The sequence below is a fragment of the Paenibacillus sp. ICGEB2008 genome (assembly GCF_000307675.1).
Lineage (GTDB): Bacteria > Bacillota > Bacilli > Paenibacillales > Paenibacillaceae > Paenibacillus > Paenibacillus polymyxa.
This window is the reverse complement of the sequence record NZ_AMQU01000011.1, coordinates 55670-72818: the sequence shown is the minus strand read 5'-3', so window position 1 is coordinate 72818 and position 17149 is coordinate 55670. Positions and strand designations below refer to the sequence as shown.

The window sequence follows — 17149 nt, the reverse complement described above, 5'->3', positions numbered from 1 at the left end:
GATCCTGCTTTTGCAGGATCTTTTTTTTGTTTTATTTTAGTTTTTTCGTAAATAATTGCACCTATTTACCGATATATAATGTATTGGCTTTCAAATATAGAGCGGTTTTATTGTGTGAAAAACTACTAATGGAGGTTATTCTATGGACTCGATGATCCCCCCTAGCACCGGGAACCTGTTGCCGGTTCAGTCATCAGCAGGAATAAAACGTGAAGCCCCTTCAGATATCAAAACAAATTACGCTGCTACACAAGATGCTGTCCTCAATAAAGGTGGTGCTGGTCAGAAACAACCGACACATGAAGAAGCAGTGTTGGAGTTACAGAAAGTAATTGATGCTATACAAGGTCCACAGAAGATGTTTGAGATCTCTGTGCATGAAAAGACACATGCAATCATGATAAAAGTGATGAATAAGGAAACCGGCGATCTGATTCGTGAGGTACCTCCCGAAAAAATTCTGGATATAGCAGCTAGAATGATGGAGATTGCAGGAATTATTATAGATAAAAAAGTATAGGGGGATATAAAATATGGTAACCAGAATAAGTGGTCTTGCCTCAGGCATGGACATTGATGCAGTAGTCAAAAAGCTGATGACTGCTGAGCGTGTACCACTCGATAAGATGAATCAACAAAAGCAGCTGATGGAATGGAAACGAGAAAATTATCGTGAGACTAGTACTAAAGTTGTTTCATTTCTACAAGATAAACTGACGATATTAAGCCGTACTGCTTCAATGAATCCGCAGAAAGTAACCGTAACGGGAAATAGTGACGCGTTGACTGCATCGGCTTCATCGTCTGCCAGTGGAGTATTGGATATCTCGGTAACCAATCTCGCTACTGCCGCAAGATCTGTCTCAGACAGCTCATGGTCTGAAAAGGCAAGTACTGAGCTTGCCTTTGCCGATGGGGTAGCTCGTACGGTTCAGGTTGGTGGGGCCACTATTGATGTAGATGCAAACGAAACGATTGAGTCGTTTGTCAAAAAAATTAATGATAACAGCAAGACAGGAGTAACTGCCCTATACGATCCCAAATCTGGTTTGTCATTAACTAGTAAGACTACGGGTTCCCAAGCATTCAATATTGATTCTCAAATTAGTAGTGAGTTTAAACTGTCTTCAACGAACGGTACCGATGCTTTGCTAAAAGTAAATGGACTTGAAGTCAAAAAGTCATCAAATAATTTTACCATTAATGGCATTGATATTACGCTGAAGGCAGCCGGTGGTGCTGCGACAAGGATCGAAGCTACCAAAGATACGGATAAGATCGTCGAAAATATTCAAAGCTTTGTCGATGCATATAATGATGTTCTCGCTACACTCAATGGCAAGGTTGGTGAGGAGAGATATAAAAAATACGCTCCGCTTACGACAGAACAAAGAGCCGCTATGAGTGATGATGAAGCCAAGCTCTGGACAACCAAGGCCAAGAGTGGCATGCTTAGAAATGATCCTATCCTGCAGGATACATTATCCGAGATGCGTAATGCCATGATCCAAGGTGTAGATATCGGCAGAGTTGATGAAAATGGTAAGAATAAGCCCTTAATGATGTCTGAGCTTGGGATCACTACGGGTACGTATGATACCAAAGGTAAGCTTATTTTGGATGCAGACAAATTGCGTGCAGCGGTTGAAAAAGATCCAGATGTTGTCTCGAATTTTTTTGGGAAACAGGACCCAGGCACCTTATTAACTAATAAATATACACAACAAGATGGTGTTCTTGCTAAACTTAAAAAGATTTCGAATGCCTCACTTCAAAGAATGGCCGATACAGCTGGTACTTCAAAAGTGAGTAAGGATCTAACATCCTCATTTCTTACTACGAGCACAATGGGAGAGCAATTATCGAGTCTGGATCGTCGAATTAGTGACATGACTAGCCGTCTAACAATGATTGAAACTAACTATTACAAAAAATTCACCGCGATGGAAACGGCAATCAGCAAGTATAATAGTACATCTTCGAATCTTACAGGCATGTCGTCATAAAGGAGGTTTAATAATTGATCAATACACCCTATCAGAAATACCGGCAGACTCAAGCGCAAACTGCTTCCAAGCCTAAACTGCTAATTATGTTGTACGATGGGGCTATTCGTTTCCTTCGTGCGGGAATTGAGGGGATAGAGAATAAGGATAATGAGAAGGCAAATAATAATTTGTGTAAGGCGCAAGCTATTGTACACGAGTTGATATCTGCGTTGAATTTTGAGTATCCAATATCCCATGATTTATTGCGATTGTATGAATATATGCTGCATGAACTGATCGAGGCGAATGTCCACAAAATAGCCGCTCCGGCACAAGAGGTGCTGGAACATTTGACTGACCTACGGGAAGCTTGGTTGGAAGCCATGAAAATGCCTGGTGTAGTTGGTAGTGTGTGATGGCAGATTCTAATATGCAAGCACTCCTTGAAGAACTGCAACATAGGACAGAAGCAGTATTGTCTAACCTTCTGAATTTAAGTGAAGAAGAATTCGAACAGTTTGCTGATCAAAGACAACGTATTGTAGAGCAGATGCAGCCCTATCAACTATCGTTAACGGAACATGATAAACAGAAAATTCGTAACATACTAAGCCACGATTCTGTAATTCTGCAGCGTATGCGAGCACTTAAGGATGAAGCAGGCCACTGGATGGAGAAACGTGGAGCCATTCGTATACAGCAGCATGCATACCAGCAAGCTTATTCCGTAGATAGTTTGTTTATCGATCATCGAAAATAAAAGGTACTTGATGGAACGTCAGTCCTGCCCCCCATTGATTTAGAATGGGGGGATTTTTTGTGAAAAGGTTCATTCCATTAAGAGTAAATCCGATATACTAATTAACAAATCTTAATGCGAAACGGTGGTATTACCTTGTCTCAACTACAAATAAACCATACAATTCTAGAGCAAAGGTTTCCTCATGTTGCAACCCATTTAAATAGTTTGCCGAATAATGATTTATCTATACCTCTGTTTACTGAGTCTTTTGAAAGGGATATCGCTTGGCTCAATGCTGTTGATGGATCTATTGGGAATGGAAAGATCATTTTTGTATATGGGTTTGAAAGGGGGCTTAGTATAGCTGATCTCCTCGAATTGTACCCCAACCACTGGTTGTTTGTATACGAGCCGGATGAGCAGCTGTTTAGGAAGGCTGTAACGGACTATGACCTCAGTCTTTTATTGGGACATCCCAATTTGTACTGGCTAGCCGTTGGTGATTCTCAGCTCGATATGATGTTTCATATGCTGAGCAGTTACATGATGGAAGATTTAGTGTTTATTGCACTGCGTAAGTATCTAACCGATGATATGAGTATGCTACGTGAAGTAAAGGGAAAATTTCAGGAGTACCGTCAGAACTTTATGATAGATAAACATACAGAGCATCGTTTTCGAGAAGAATGGACGAGGAATTTTCTATATCATCTATCTGATGTATTATACACCCCCTCCATTGAACGGCTTTTTCATGCTTTTGAGGGTGCAACGGTGATTGTTGTATCATCAGGCCCATCATTACAGGAGGATATCGAATGCCTGAAAAAATTACGTCCGCATGTACTGATTATTTCAGCAGGCTCCAGCATTCAGGCATTGATAAAGCATGGAATACAGCCTCACCTGGCTGTCATTATGGATGGACATCCAGTCAATAAAAAGATATTTGCTTCTTCTGCAACGAGGGAACAGCCCTTGCTGTTTACCTCCTCATCTTATTATGAGATTTCGGATCAGAATTCCACAGAAAAAATTCATAGTATTATGAAAAGCGATGCTGTATCCCAGTATTTCCTAGAACTCAGTAAAGAGGAGCTTTTTATATCGCCTACAGAAACAGTCGCAGGAACAACTATTCAAGTAGCAGCCTGTCTAGGGGCTAAACGGATTATACTTGCAGGCCAGGATTTGTCTTACCCTGATAACAAATTCTACGCAGATGGAATTGAACATTTTGCAGCCGAAACTACAAATAAGAAAGTGCAGGAAGCACTTAAAAAAAGTGCTAAATGTAAAGGGGACATATAATACTACAGACGAAAGCTTCTCCCTGATGAAGGATGGACTCGAAAACCTCATTAAGGCCCTTCCGAAAATCGAATTCGTCAATTCAAGCTGTAATGGTGCAGTGATTGAGGGTGCTCCTTTCAAGCCTATGGAAGAGATGCATAAATTGTTAGCATCAGAATCTGTTGATCCTGATGCAATAGCCGATTTGATAAATGAGAAAAATATTGCTGCTGATATGAATAAGGTGCAGGATGTCAGAGATAAGTTGTTAGCGACACGTGAGGACCTTTCCAATGTACGTTCTGAGATTGCAGCCATTCACAAGCTTATGAATAAATTACGCGAGTTTAGCCGGACTAAACCAGCAAAGGCTCAAAACATGATGGAATCCATAGAGCAAATGTGGGGATTGATTGCCAACAGGGAATGGTTCTCACCTATATTTGAGTCCATTATGCCTATCGAAATTGCGCGTTTTGATCAGGTGCTCCCTGTGATTGTGACAGAACATCAGTTGACTCGTAAGTCTGATCTAATCTATGAGCATCTAGGTAAGCTATTACAGGATATCACAATCCAAATCCCAATACTTGAAGAAATGTTTTCCGAATCTATTCGCCGTTTAGATAAGAAAATAAATAGCGATGCAGTGATCCATAAAGATATATAAATTAATTCGTTTTACACTCCGGAGGTCATTATGTTTACCAACAAGATTGTACTGGTTACGGGCGGCACAGGTTCGATTGGAAGCGAAATTGTACGTAATATTTTATCGTATAACCCTAAAGCCCTACGGATTTTTAGCAGGGATGAGAGCAAGCAATTTGATCTGCAGCAGGAGTTAAAAGAATATACGAATATCCGTTATCTAATCGGTGATATCAGGGACAAGCAAAGACTGAGTTATGCTATGGAGGATGTGGATTATATTTTTCATGCTGCTGCTCTCAAACATGTGCCTGCATGCGAATATAACCCTATGGAGGCAGTGAAAACCAATGTTATTGGTGTACAGAATTTAATTGAGACGGCTATTGAGCATAATGTAGAAAAAGTAGTAGCCATCAGCACAGATAAAGTGGTAAACCCAACGAATACGATGGGAGCTACGAAGCTGCTATCCGAACGTTTGATTTCTGCCGCCAACTTGTACAAAGGGAGCAAACGTACCATCTTCTCCTGTGTCCGCTTTGGAAATGTTATGGGGTCCAGAGGCTCTGTAATTCCTTTATTCCGGGATCAGATTGCTAAAGGGATACCCGTGACGGTCACACATGCAGAGATGACTCGGTTTATGATGTCTATTCCTCAGGCCGCTCAATTGGTCATAGATGCAGCGCATTATTCGCAAGGTGGAGAGGTATTTGTACTGAAAATGCCGATTCTTAAAATTACGGATTTGGCCCAATGCTTGATCGATTCGTATGAAGAGGCGGTTAATAAACCCTATGGTGGAGAAATCATTGAGACCGGAATCCGGCCGGGAGAAAAGCTATATGAGGAACTCATGACGCTTGAGGAATCGGAAAGAGCGTTGGAGAATGGACAAATGTATATCATTCCTTCGTTATTTCATACCGCAGAGCAAGATTATGAAGGATTTCAAAGGGCAATTCGTCAAGAATATTCTTCGATGACTGCACCACAGATTTTCCCGAAAGCCATTCGGGAGCTTATTGAACAGAACGGATTGGGCTTCACAAAAGGTATTGTATGATGAGCAATCACAAATGTCTGGCGATTATTCCTGCGCGGGGGGGATCAAAAGGTTTACCTGATAAAAACATAAGATTGTTACATGATAAACCGCTCATTCAATATAGCATTGAAGCCGCGCTGAACAGTGGTTGTGTAGACGAAGTTATAGTTTCAACGGATAGTAAAAAGATTGCTCATGTGTCAGGTCAAGCCGGAGCGGCTGTTCCGTTTATAAGGCCCGATGAACTGGCTACCGATGAGGCTAAAAGCATTGATGTATTGAAGCATGCAGTTGAATTTTATGAGCAGACGCAAAATCAATTTTTTGATGTTATTATGCTGCTGCAGCCCACATCTCCACTGCGAAATGCTATGGACATTAAAGAAGCATATAAAATATTTTTAGATCATCAGGCTGATTCACTTCAAAGTGTCACTTTGTCTGAAGTGCAACCCTATCTACTAAGGGAAATGGATAACGGTCGGCTTACGCCCTACCTGAAAGGTGAACGGGAGCATTTGAGGAGACAAGATCTCAAAGAACTATATGCTCTAAACGGAGCCATCTATATCGTAAAAAGAGATCTGTTGATGAATAGTGACACTCTGGTTGGTCCCAATAATTGTGGTTACATTATGCCTAAAGAACGATCTGTTGACATAGATGACGAGTTTGATTTAAAAATGGCAGAGTTTTTTTGGAAAGAATCCAATCACAAAGAATCCTTGCAGTAGGAGGGAGGAATATAACATGAAAAACCTCTTATCAAATCATGAAAACTACCCCATCTATATTATCGCGGAGGTAGGAGTCAATCATAACGGATCATTGGAGCTTGCATTCGAATGTATTGATCAAGCGATTTTATGCGGTGCCGATGCAGTAAAATTCCAAACCTTTAAAAGCGAAAAGCTGGTAACCAAGTACGCCCAGAAGGCTAATTATCAGACAGAAAATACCAATTCGGCTGAAAGTCAACTAGATATGTTAAAACAGCTGGAATTGAGCTTTGAGGATTTTGTCCTTTTGAAAAAGTACTGTGAGGATAAAGGGATAGATTTCCTTTCCACACCCTTTGACGAAGAAAGTGCTGAGTTTCTGGATTCAATTCAGATTGACGCATTCAAGGTTGGATCAGGCGATATGAACAATATCCCCTTTCTCCGGAAGCTTGATAGCTATGGGCGTCCAATTATTCTATCCACCGGGATGTCCAATCTGGATGAAATTAGAGAATCGTTAGAAGTAATCAAAAAAAGTGATGTTCTATTGCTGCATTGTACTTCCGACTATCCCGCACCATTGGAAGATGTGAACCTACTGGCCATGAAGACTATTTCTACAACTTTTGAAAAGGTCACAGGATATTCGGATCATACGGCGGGTATCGAGATCGCTGTCGCGGCTTCAGCACTGGGAGCGAGAATTATTGAAAAGCATTTTACATTGGATCGAAATCTTCCAGGTCCTGACCATAAGGCTTCACTGGAGCCTGCTGACTTTTCAAAGATGGTTCTTGCGATTCGAAATGTGGAGCAGGCTTTAGGGGATGGTGTTAAAAGGTGTATGCCTTCCGAGGAAAGTACCAGAGCGGTTGCAAGAAAAAGTATTGTGATGGCAACATCCAAAAAGGCAGGCCAGCAATTAACTCAAGAAGATCTGGTCATCAAGCGCCCAGGCAGTGGAATAGAGCCTAAATATTTTGGTGACTTGGTTGGTAAGCAGCTTTTAAAGGATGTACATGAAGATAGTTTGTTATCATGGGATGATGTGCAATGAAAAAAGTATTGGTGATTACCGGAACACGAGCTGACTATGGGATATATTACCCGGTTCTGCGGGCTATTGAGGAAGAACATACTCTGGAGCTCCACCTGTTGGTCACAGGAATGCATTTATCTCCACAGCATGGTTATACATTAGACGCTATCCAAAAGGACGGTTTTCGTGTTTCTGCTAAAGTAGATTGCCTGTTACAAGGAACCACTCATGCCAATATGTCTCGTTCTATTGGAATAGCAATCATGGGCATGACGCAAGCGATAGAAGCTTTGGAGCCAGATTTCGTCGTTGTGCTAGGAGATCGGGGAGAAATGCTTGCTGCTGCGATTGTATCCTCTCATATGAACATTCCGCTTGTTCATTTGCATGGTGGCGAGGTATCCGGCACGATAGATGAGTCTGTTCGACATGCAATTAGTAAGCTGGCTCATATTCACTTTGTGGCTACACATGGAAGTGGAGAGCGCCTGATCAGGCTTGGCGAACAACCGTGGAGAATTCATGTAGTCGGTGCTCCAAGAATTGAAACGATGATGAATACACCCCTGCCTGAGCTAGAAAAGACGAAACGTAAATACGATCTGAATATAGATAACGACTATGTGTTGTTTGCCTATCATCCTGTCACCACGGAAGAAGCGGATATGCACATCCTTGGTAAGATGATGGAAGTTCTCTTGGCTGGGGAGAATGAGGTAATTTGTGTGATGCCTAATTCGGATGCTGGAGCTGATGCGATTGTTGATGTATATCATCGGTTTGCTGCAAGAAAAGGGATGCACCTTGTAACTAGTTTTGAACAACTTGATTATCTGACGATGTTGAAAAATGCAAAAATTTTAATTGGAAATTCTTCATCGGGGATTATTGAGGCAGCCTCCTTTCATGTTCCAGTCATTAATATCGGAACTCGTCAGACAGGCAGAGAGCGTTCTGCGAATACCATAGACATCGCGGCTGACGAGGCTGAACTGATATCTGCCTTGGAATATGCAAAGTCTGAACCTTTCCAACAAATCGTTAAAGCAGCTGACAATATTTATGGCAGAGATAACACAAGTTCTCGCATCGTGGATATATTGAAACGAACCTCCAAGTCAGAGCAGCTTATCCAAAAGACTATTACCTATTAAGGGGGAGCGGCCTTGAGCTATATTGTTTTTGGAGCAGGAGGACATGCCAAGGTCATCGTGGATATTTTACGGACTAGTGGTGAAGAAATTATTGGAGTTCTGGATGATCACTGCAAAGAAGAAACATGGAACGGATTGCCGCTCTTGGGGGGATGTAATCAGATTGATCAACTAGCATCTCTGCATCCAGAGGCGCGGTTCCTTGTAGCGATCGGAGATAATACAACCAGATGGAAAATGGTAAGCCAATTTAAAGCCGCAGGAGTCAAATTTGGAACTGCTATTCACCCAAGCGCCGTAGTCTCACCTAGCTCTTTTATTGGCGAGGGTTCGGTAATTATGCCAAATTCAGTGATTAACGCTGACGCGTATGTCGGCGAGCATGTCATTGTGAATACGGCAGCTACTGTAGATCATGATTGCAGAATAGAAGACTTTGCACATATTTCCCCAGGTGTACATATGGCTGGTGGCGTCCAGATTGAGCGCGGTGCTCATATCGGAATAGGTGCAAATCTTATCCCAGGTATCCGTGTAGGGTGTAATACTCTTGTCGGTGCCGGCTCATGTGTCATCCGTCATTTGCCAGACAACGTCACAGCTGTAGGTTGTCCGGCCAAAGTAATCAAATCTGATAACGATAAGGGATGAAACGAAATGTCCAACCGAGACAGAATTTATTTATCTTCCCCACATATGGGCGGATTAGAACAACAATATATCGCAGAGGCTTTTGAGACCAACTGGATTGCTCCACTGGGCAAAAATGTAGACGCATTTGAATCAGAGATGGCAAGTTATTTGGGATGTGGAGGCGCAGTTGCCCTAAGTTCTGGGACAGCAGCTATTCACTTATCTTTGATACTGCTTGGTGTGGAGAAGGATGATATTGTTTTTTGTTCTTCGCTTACCTTTGTTGCCAGTGCTAATCCGATCTTGTATCAAGGTGCAGTTCCTGTCTTTATTGATTCAGAACCAGACAGCTGGAACATGTCCCCTGAAGCGCTTGAAAGAGCATTCAAGACTTATGCAGAAAAGGGAAAGAAGCCTAAAGCGGTAGTGATAGTCAATTTGTACGGACAGAGTGCAGATTACGATCGGTTGAGAAAAATATGTGATTATTACGAGGTGCCGATTGTAGAAGATGCTGCAGAGTCGCTGGGAGCGACTTACGGTAAGCATATGAGTGGAACACTTGGGAAATTCGGTGTCCTTTCTTTTAATGGAAATAAGATTATTACTACTTCAGGCGGGGGCATGCTGGTTTCAGATGATTTAGAGGCTTTAAGCAGAGCGAGACATTACGCAACTCAGGCGAGGGAAAAGGCGATACATTACCAGCATGAGGATGTAGGCTTCAATTATCGTCTCAGCAATGTCCTGGCTGGTATAGGAAGAGGGCAGCTTCGTGTGTTGGATGAGCGCATTCAACAGAAACGAGAAATTTTTGAAAAGTACAGCTATGAGCTATCAGGAATTAATGGAATACAATTTATGCCGGAAAAGAGTTTGGGTAAGTCTACTCGATGGTTGACAACAATGATAATAGACTCTGAGGTTATTGGTAAAAGCGTTAGTGATTTAATAGGGTATTTAGGAAAAGATAATATTGAATCTCGACCAGTATGGAAGCCGCTTCATCTTCAACCACTCTTTAAAGATGCCGTGTATTTTGCTCATGAAAGTGGCATGGATATTAGCAAAATATTATTTGAAAGAGGAGTTTGTTTACCCTCTGGAACAAATATGTCGGTGGATGAGCAGAGCTTTGTTATTAATCAAATAAAGGCTTTTTTTCGATGAATTATAATATTGAACTCAATTAACACAGCTATGTTTTGCATAAAAAGAGTACTTACTCAGACATTATCTTTATGATGCTTATTTCGGAAGAGGTGTAGAATTTGATTGGTAAAGCAAAGGTAGTTATTTTTGGTGCAGGTGACGGAGGACTTCGTGTTCATTATCTATTAAGTGATGAATTCGAGGTTATTGCATTTGCAGACAATGATGTATCTAAACAAGGCTCCAAATTTTTGTCCAAACTGGTTGTTTCTCCTAATGAAATCTGTAAGCTTGTATTCGATTATGTAATTATAGCGAATATTCATGGAGAATCAGTTTACAAGCAGCTCACTGAAGAGTTGTCGATTGAGAAGGGGAAAATTATTGACTATTTTATGAGTTTGAAATTTGATACTAGGCTGGCCCTATTACGGCAAATTGCTGATGAAATAAATGAGTGCGGAGTAAAGGGAAGTGTAGCAGAGCTAGGTGTGTTTAAGGGGGAATTTTCTAAGTATATTAACCGGGTTTTTCCTGATCGTCAATTATATTTATTTGATACCTTTAGCGGTTTTGACCAGAAGGATATTGATAACGAGAATAAAGGGGATTTTTCGAACTCGATTGCAGGAGAATTTTGCAATTCTGATGTGGACTTAGTTCTGAATAAAATGATGTATAAAGAAAATTGTATTGTGAAAAAAGGTTATTTTCCAGAGTCAGCAAGTGATGTGAATGAAACTTTTGCATTTGTGAGTCTTGATGTGGATTTATATCAGCCAATTCTGGAAGGATTGAAATTTTTCTATCCTAAGATGTCAGATGGAGGATATATTATAGTCCATGACTACAATAGCACTCGATTTCATGGTGTAAAACAAGCGGTTAGAGAGTATTGTAGAGAACATGGTGTTAAGTACACACCTATAAGTGACTTATGTGGTAGTGTCGCCATTATGAAGTAATTTGAGTATTGATTTATGGGGGATGACAATAAAATGAAAAAAAACAAACTATTAATCCTCTCTGATTTAAATCTAAATCCAATGGTTCGTTTTCTAGAGGGATCTTTTGCAGATTTCACGCTAGAGGTAACTGAGGCCCCTTACAATCAAGTAAACCAGGTTCTTATGGATTCTGATCACTCTGTATGGTCGGAAAAAAAGGATATGTTGCTTTTATGGACAAGCCCTGAGAAAGTAATTCCTTCTTTTAATAAACTAGTGGATTATAAGGAAGTTAATATCGGTGATGTCCTTAATGAAGTCGACCAATTTTGCGAGCTTATTATCGGGGCTGAGGGAAAAGCCAAACATATTTTTGTTGTGTCTTGGTCCCTCCCACCTCATTACCGTTGGATACAATCGATGACACTAAAGCACAATGTAGGATTAAGTAATGTGCTTATGCAAATGAATCTACGTCTTTCAGAGCGACTACAAAAACATGATCATGTTATTATTCTTGATTCTTCTTATTGGTATGCAGCAATTCAGCAAAAGAGCTATGATGCTAAAATGTATGCACTTGGAAAAATTCCGTTCTCACGCGACTTTTTCCTCTTTGTATCCAATGAACTAAAATCAGTCATTAGCGGACTATATGGACAAAGTAAAAAGCTGATTATCTGTGATCTTGATAATACGCTCTGGGGTGGGGTGATAGGTGACGATGGCATTGACAACATCAAACTAGGAGGGATAGATCCAGTTGGTGAGAGCTTTAAACTTTTTCAGCAAGAATTGTACAGATTAAGTAGTCGAGGTATTATTTTGGCTATTTGCAGTAAAAACAGTGAATCGGTAGCATTAGAAATGATAGAACAGCACCCAGATATGATACTGAGAAAAAAGGATTTTTCTTCAATTCGAATCAATTGGAACGACAAAGCTGCCAATGTGGTTGAAATTGTAAAGGAGCTCAACCTAGGTCTGCAATCTGTTGTATTTCTAGACGATAATCCATCTGAAAGAGATCGTATCAAGCAGGCACTTCCAGAAGTATATGTACCTGACCTACCTATTGATGTTACTCAATACCCTGTTTTTATTAGCAGGCTGGATTGTTTTGAGACTCCTGCTATAACTTTGGAGGATCGTAAACGAACAGACTGGTTCAAACAGGAGCAAAAGCGAGAGTCGATAAAGTTAAACGTAGATTCATTGGAAGAATGGCTGCATTCACTTGAAATCAAGCTGACTCCACATAAATTAGATAAATTCTTACTAACACGTGCTGTGCAGTTAATGAATAAAACGAATCAGTTTAATATGGCAACCCGCAGGTTTACGATCGAAGAGTTTTGGTCTTGGAGTGAACAGCCGAATAATCATGCATTCTTATTTGAAGTGGAAGACAAATTTGGAAATGCAGGTTATACAGGTCTGATTTCTGTTTCATGTGATGATGTAGGTCAAGCTGAAATCCATGATTTTGTTATGAGTTGTCGTGTCATGGGCAAAGGGATTGAGGAAGCAATGCTATATTTAGTTATCAAGCATGTATCTCCCCATAATATTAAGGCTACGTATATAAAAACAGAAAAGAATAAACCTTTTTATGACTTTATTTCAAAGAAGTATAAAGATGTATCCAAAAACAATGAATTAAATCTAGGAGAGATATTTCAACCACATCATATCTTACTTAAGGAGTGCTCTTTTTGAATAAATTTGAGTTGGTTCAAGTGATAATTTCTAAAATTATGAATGTGTCTGTCGAAAAAGTGACGTTGGAATCGGTAAAAAGCGACTTTGAAAGTTGGGATTCACTCAATCAATTGAATTTAGTGATGGAACTTGAAGCTAATTTTAATGTGTCTATTCCCATTGATGAAATAGCTAATATAGATTCCGTACACAATATTTTAAACATTTTGAATAATATTCATAATTAATAATTTGTTTGAAAAGTCATGTAGAGAATATAACGCATGAAAAGGAGGGAAGAAGCTATTGGAAATTGTAAAATATAAAGATTCTGATTATGAGTCGCTGGTTGCGTTTATGAGAATAAATTGGTCCCAAGAGCACGCTATCTATAATAAAGAATTGTTTGATTGGCAGTATCGGATTGACGAAAACGGTCTATCGGAAAGTTTACTACTGATCGACAAGGGTTGTATTGAGGGATTCCTTGGGGTCATTCCTGGTAAGTATAGTTCTAACGGAGAACAATATAAAGGTATCAGTTTCGCTATGTGGATTGTATCAGAAAAGTATAGAAACAGTGGCTTGGGTATTATGCTTATGAAAGAAGCTGAAAAGTACAATTCGGTGTGCTTGACCTTGGGTTGTAATTTTCAAGTGGTGCCTATGTATGAGCGTATGGGATATTCTTATTCAGATCACTTGAACCGTTATGTCATTCCACTTGATGTGAATGGTTATGTAAAATTACTAAAGGACCCGGCTGATCAAGCAAGTATTAGTCAATGGTTATCGGATGTCGAGGGAAAATTAATACATTCATACAGCCCAATACTCAATATTACGGGTGAGGAGTTAGAGCGATTATACGTTAAAAGTATTCAACATCGCTTCTCACTTTCGCAGTACCGTAGCGCCTCCTTTTGGGAATGGAGATATATAAATAGCGCGGGCTATAAGTATTTATTTTTCGGGGATTCCACTGCCGAAGGGATTGTAGTTGCACGCCTAGATAGAGTATATGCTCCAGAAGAGAGTATCCACGGCACAAAAGTGTTAAGGATTATAGAAATCATCCCAGCTAATGCTGATGTTTGGGAAGGAATAGCAGATCATCGCTTGATTGAGATGGTATCCGGGGTTTTGTCATGGGCTCGAAACCAAGGGTGTGTAGCCGCGGATTTTCAGTTAAGTTCAAATCGTTTAGAGCATGTTCTGGAATCTATCGGTTTTAGAAAACAAAATATAGACTACACACCAAAGGAATGTGGATTGGCAGGCCTGTTCCAGCCTTTTCGTTATCGTGTTAATCCTATTAATTTTGTATGGAAAATTAAGAATAATGAAGGTTATTTTCAAAATACGGAAGTGAATAACATGTACCTTGTTAAAACTGATGGAGATATGGATCGTCCTAACATCTGGCCACTTCCTAAAGGGTGGAATAATAATGGGTAATATTGCTGCGATGTATCACTATGTACGTGAGAAAAAGGGGTGGGATGGGATTGTTCCCTTGCATCCCCATGATTTTGAAGAACAAATAGATTTAATTAGCAAGACACACCGAATTATCTCGTTAGACGAGATTGATAGATTTAATTCGGAACCATGGTGTGTACTAACGTTTGATGATGGTACAAAAGACCAATATACGTTTGCCTTTGACATCTTGAAAAGAAAAGGAATTCCTGCATATTTCACAGTCATGTCTGGTCCACACCTCACGGGTAACGTTCCATTAGTTCATTTGGTACATACGGTACTCTCTTTCAAATCCGATGAAGAGTTATGGGAATTATTGAGTGGGACATATGATACCAGCGGTGTGGAAGAGGAGAGCCAAATCTATAAGTACGAAAAGAAGAAACTCCGCAGATACAATAAATTTATGCTTAATTTTAAATTATCTGTTACGGAAGCAACTATCTTTCTTGAGTCTATTTTTCAGTCCTTATTTCCCGATAAGCAAAAATTTATAAATGATTTTTATATAAGTACAGAAGAAATAGTCGAAATGAGCCAGGCAGGAATGACTATAGGTGTGCATGCTCATAATCATATTCCTTACAATGGCGATCCACAGGAATTCTATGATATTGAAATCGCTCCTTGTAAAGATTGGCTGAAGAGTGTTTTAGGTATAAACCCGATCTGGTATACGCCTGCTTTTGGTGGTGGAGTCAACCAAAAGTTAATGTTGGACAAACTAACTCCTGTTCTAGTACAGAATGGATTTGTTGGTGCTTTCAGTACAAGAGAAGGAGGGATTTCGGACAATAGAGAGTTTTGGATGGACAGAATAGACTGTATACGTCTGCCTCCTCTAGGGACATCATCGTATTTGTGATCTGTGGGATGTGAATGGGGAACGAACTACTATGTTGGTTCCTTGTGTTTTTTATTCAAAATTAGAGTTGCTTTTTGGGCATGAAAGGGGAGAAGAGGGGCTGCCTGGCTTTTTAAGCCTAAATGCGGTTTCCTTTGGTAACTCCTAATTATAAAAAGAAAAGGGGTTCCTGATGAGCTATTCCGAGGTAACGCTTGAAATAAAAAAAAATAATGTCGAATGATAAATTATCAAATGTGGAAGTATACAAATTACTGGATCATGAACTAACCAAATTAATTGAAAACTTTGAAAGTATAAATTCAAATTGTCGTCAAGTGATAGTAACTGAAATCGAACAAACAATATCAGATTATAAGAATTGGGGACTATATTTAACGTCATTTTTGCTTAGCTGTACAAAGAAACAGAGTTTTTTGAATGATATTTTTGAATATATGGAAAAAGAAGAAAGGATAGATGTGCTTCATTTTGTTTACTGGCAAATTACGAGCTTTCTTTTTACTACTCCTAAATTGAAAACAGAGCAAAACACTAATAAACTGAGAAGGATATATCGAAAATATTTTGAGTATTTTAATAGTCAAATTGCAAACGAGGCGAAGTGGATTCCTTATGAAGAACGCAACAAAGATCTTGTAGTTGTTGTAGCCGGACAGGTGCTTTCTATGTTACATAGCCCAACACAAGTAGCGTTAGATCATTGTAAAGCTTTATATAATCTCAAAAAAAATGTTTTCCTTATCAATACCGCAGACATGCCCCGCTCTATAGCCACGCCTTATTTCGGAGCTGTCCTATCTAACTATGTTGAGGGGTACAATCAAACTGACAAGCTAATGTATGAAAATTTAAGTGTTCCATTCTTTCAATGTCAAAAAGAAATGCCAAATGGCAGTCAAATAATGGAGCTTATGCAAATGATATTGCATTTAAAGCCGCTCTTTGTTTTATCCATCTCAGGCTCCAATCTAAGCTCCGACCTATTCTCTAATTTTGTGCCCGTAATTACTCTGCCATTGGCTTATGATCTCCCCATCTCAGAGAGCACATTTTCAATTTTGCCCAGAAAAATAAACACAGCAGATTTGAACACATTAAAAGAATTAGATAGGTCTCAGGAATCAGTTATTGAAAGTGTGTTTACTTATAAATATACGCCTCCGCAGACTAAAATGCATAGAGAGTTTTTTGGGTTAGGTGAGGATGATTTTGTATTGGCCATAGTAGGTAATCGCCTTGATATAGAGCTAGATGATTCTTTTTTAGCAGAGCTGGACGATCTGTTGAAAAGTAATGATCACACACGCATCATGTTTATAGGTGAACTTAAAAATTATAAAAAGGTAACGAGTCAGTATGTCACTCTTGAAAAAAAATCTGTTCATGTCGGAGTTCAAAAGGATTTAGCAGCTGTTTATGAACTGTGTGACGCGTATTTAAACACAGTTCGATCCGGAGGTGGTACTTCTGCCGCTATTGCTTTACGGCAAGGGCTACCCGTTTTTACATATGCCTTCGGAGATGTTGCTCACACGGCAGGAGAGTACTATCATATTAACAGTTTTGATGATGTGAAGACATTTATAAAAAATTGGGGAAATCCAGTATTTAGGGAACGCGAAAGATCTGTAGCAATAAACAGGGCAGATGAAATTTTTGATAGTGAAAAGGTTATGAGAGAGATTATAGAGACTATGACTAAATCACCACACTTTTATTAAGC

18 protein-coding genes are annotated in these 17149 nt (G+C 39.7%); all 18 read left to right on the top strand.

What is annotated here, in order from left to right; translation table 11 throughout:
- The first annotated feature begins 142 nt into the window (after nt 1-142).
- The 18 genes from C400_RS0111815 to C400_RS0111735 all read left to right on the top strand — a co-directional run bounded on the left by C400_RS0111815 (nt 143) and on the right by C400_RS0111735 (nt 17147).
- Entirely contained in the window at nt 143-520 is a 378-nt protein-coding gene (locus tag C400_RS0111815; protein WP_017427107.1) for a flagellar protein FlaG, read from the top strand.
- 13 nt (nt 521-533) lie between these two features.
- On the top strand, nt 534-2006 hold the full coding sequence (gene fliD / locus C400_RS0111810; RefSeq protein ID WP_017427106.1) for a flagellar filament capping protein FliD: 1473 nt from the start codon (nt 534-536) through the stop codon (nt 2004-2006).
- Between the two features lie 14 nt (nt 2007-2020).
- Entirely contained in the window at nt 2021-2404 is a 384-nt protein-coding gene (gene fliS / locus C400_RS0111805) for a flagellar export chaperone FliS (protein ID WP_017427105.1), read from the top strand.
- Nucleotides 2404-2748, top strand: coding sequence for a hypothetical protein (locus C400_RS0111800; protein WP_017427104.1), 345 nt, complete (start codon nt 2404-2406; stop codon nt 2746-2748). The genes fliS and C400_RS0111800 overlap by 1 nt, the downstream gene beginning before the upstream one ends.
- A gap of 207 nt (nt 2749-2955) precedes the next feature.
- Nucleotides 2956-4041, top strand: a complete 1086-nt coding sequence (locus C400_RS27790; RefSeq protein WP_232795359.1) for a motility associated factor glycosyltransferase family protein — start codon at nt 2956-2958, stop codon at nt 4039-4041.
- A 25-nt stretch (nt 4042-4066) separates the two neighbouring features.
- On the top strand, nt 4067-4693 hold the full coding sequence (locus tag C400_RS27785; RefSeq protein WP_232795358.1) for a hypothetical protein: 627 nt from the start codon (nt 4067-4069) through the stop codon (nt 4691-4693).
- Nucleotides 4694-4723: 30 nt separating this feature from the next.
- A complete protein-coding gene (locus tag C400_RS0111790; protein WP_017427103.1) occupies nt 4724-5743 on the top strand; it encodes a UDP-N-acetylglucosamine 4,6-dehydratase family protein in 1020 nt (339 codons plus the stop codon).
- A complete protein-coding gene (locus C400_RS0111785) occupies nt 5743-6459 on the top strand; it encodes an acylneuraminate cytidylyltransferase family protein (protein ID WP_017427102.1) in 717 nt (238 codons plus the stop codon). The genes C400_RS0111790 and C400_RS0111785 overlap by 1 nt, the downstream gene beginning before the upstream one ends.
- A gap of 16 nt (nt 6460-6475) precedes the next feature.
- Complete coding sequence (neuB, locus tag C400_RS0111780) at nt 6476-7504, top strand: N-acetylneuraminate synthase (protein WP_017427101.1); 1029 nt, start codon at nt 6476-6478, stop codon at nt 7502-7504.
- Nucleotides 7501-8640, top strand: a complete 1140-nt coding sequence (gene neuC / locus C400_RS0111775) for a UDP-N-acetylglucosamine 2-epimerase (RefSeq protein WP_017427100.1) — start codon at nt 7501-7503, stop codon at nt 8638-8640. The genes neuB and neuC overlap by 4 nt, the downstream gene beginning before the upstream one ends.
- 12 nt (nt 8641-8652) lie before the next feature.
- Complete coding sequence (locus C400_RS0111770) at nt 8653-9291, top strand: acetyltransferase (RefSeq protein WP_017427099.1); 639 nt, start codon at nt 8653-8655, stop codon at nt 9289-9291.
- A 6-nt stretch (nt 9292-9297) separates the two neighbouring features.
- On the top strand, nt 9298-10443 hold the full coding sequence (locus C400_RS0111765; RefSeq protein ID WP_017427098.1) for an aminotransferase class I/II-fold pyridoxal phosphate-dependent enzyme: 1146 nt from the start codon (nt 9298-9300) through the stop codon (nt 10441-10443).
- A gap of 101 nt (nt 10444-10544) precedes the next feature.
- On the top strand, nt 10545-11390 hold the full coding sequence (locus tag C400_RS0111760; RefSeq protein WP_017427097.1) for a TylF/MycF/NovP-related O-methyltransferase: 846 nt from the start codon (nt 10545-10547) through the stop codon (nt 11388-11390).
- 33 nt (nt 11391-11423) lie between these two features.
- The gene (locus C400_RS0111755; protein ID WP_017427096.1) at nt 11424-13091 is read left to right on the top strand and encodes an HAD-IIIC family phosphatase; all 1668 of its coding nucleotides are present in this window, start codon (nt 11424-11426) and stop codon (nt 13089-13091) included.
- Entirely contained in the window at nt 13088-13321 is a 234-nt protein-coding gene (locus C400_RS0111750) for an acyl carrier protein (RefSeq protein ID WP_017427095.1), read from the top strand. The genes C400_RS0111755 and C400_RS0111750 overlap by 4 nt, the downstream gene beginning before the upstream one ends.
- 58 nt (nt 13322-13379) lie before the next feature.
- Nucleotides 13380-14531 carry a GNAT family N-acetyltransferase gene (locus C400_RS0111745; protein ID WP_017427094.1) on the top strand — a complete coding sequence of 384 codons (1152 nt, stop codon included), beginning with the start codon at nt 13380-13382 and terminating at the stop codon, nt 14529-14531.
- The gene (locus C400_RS0111740) at nt 14524-15423 is read left to right on the top strand and encodes a polysaccharide deacetylase family protein (RefSeq protein WP_017427093.1); all 900 of its coding nucleotides are present in this window, start codon (nt 14524-14526) and stop codon (nt 15421-15423) included. Before C400_RS0111745 ends, C400_RS0111740 begins: the two co-directional genes overlap by 8 nt.
- Before the next feature lie 212 nt (nt 15424-15635).
- Nucleotides 15636-17147, top strand: coding sequence for a glycosyltransferase (locus C400_RS0111735; protein WP_017427092.1), 1512 nt, complete (start codon nt 15636-15638; stop codon nt 17145-17147).
- Nucleotides 17148-17149: the final 2 nt, after the last annotated feature.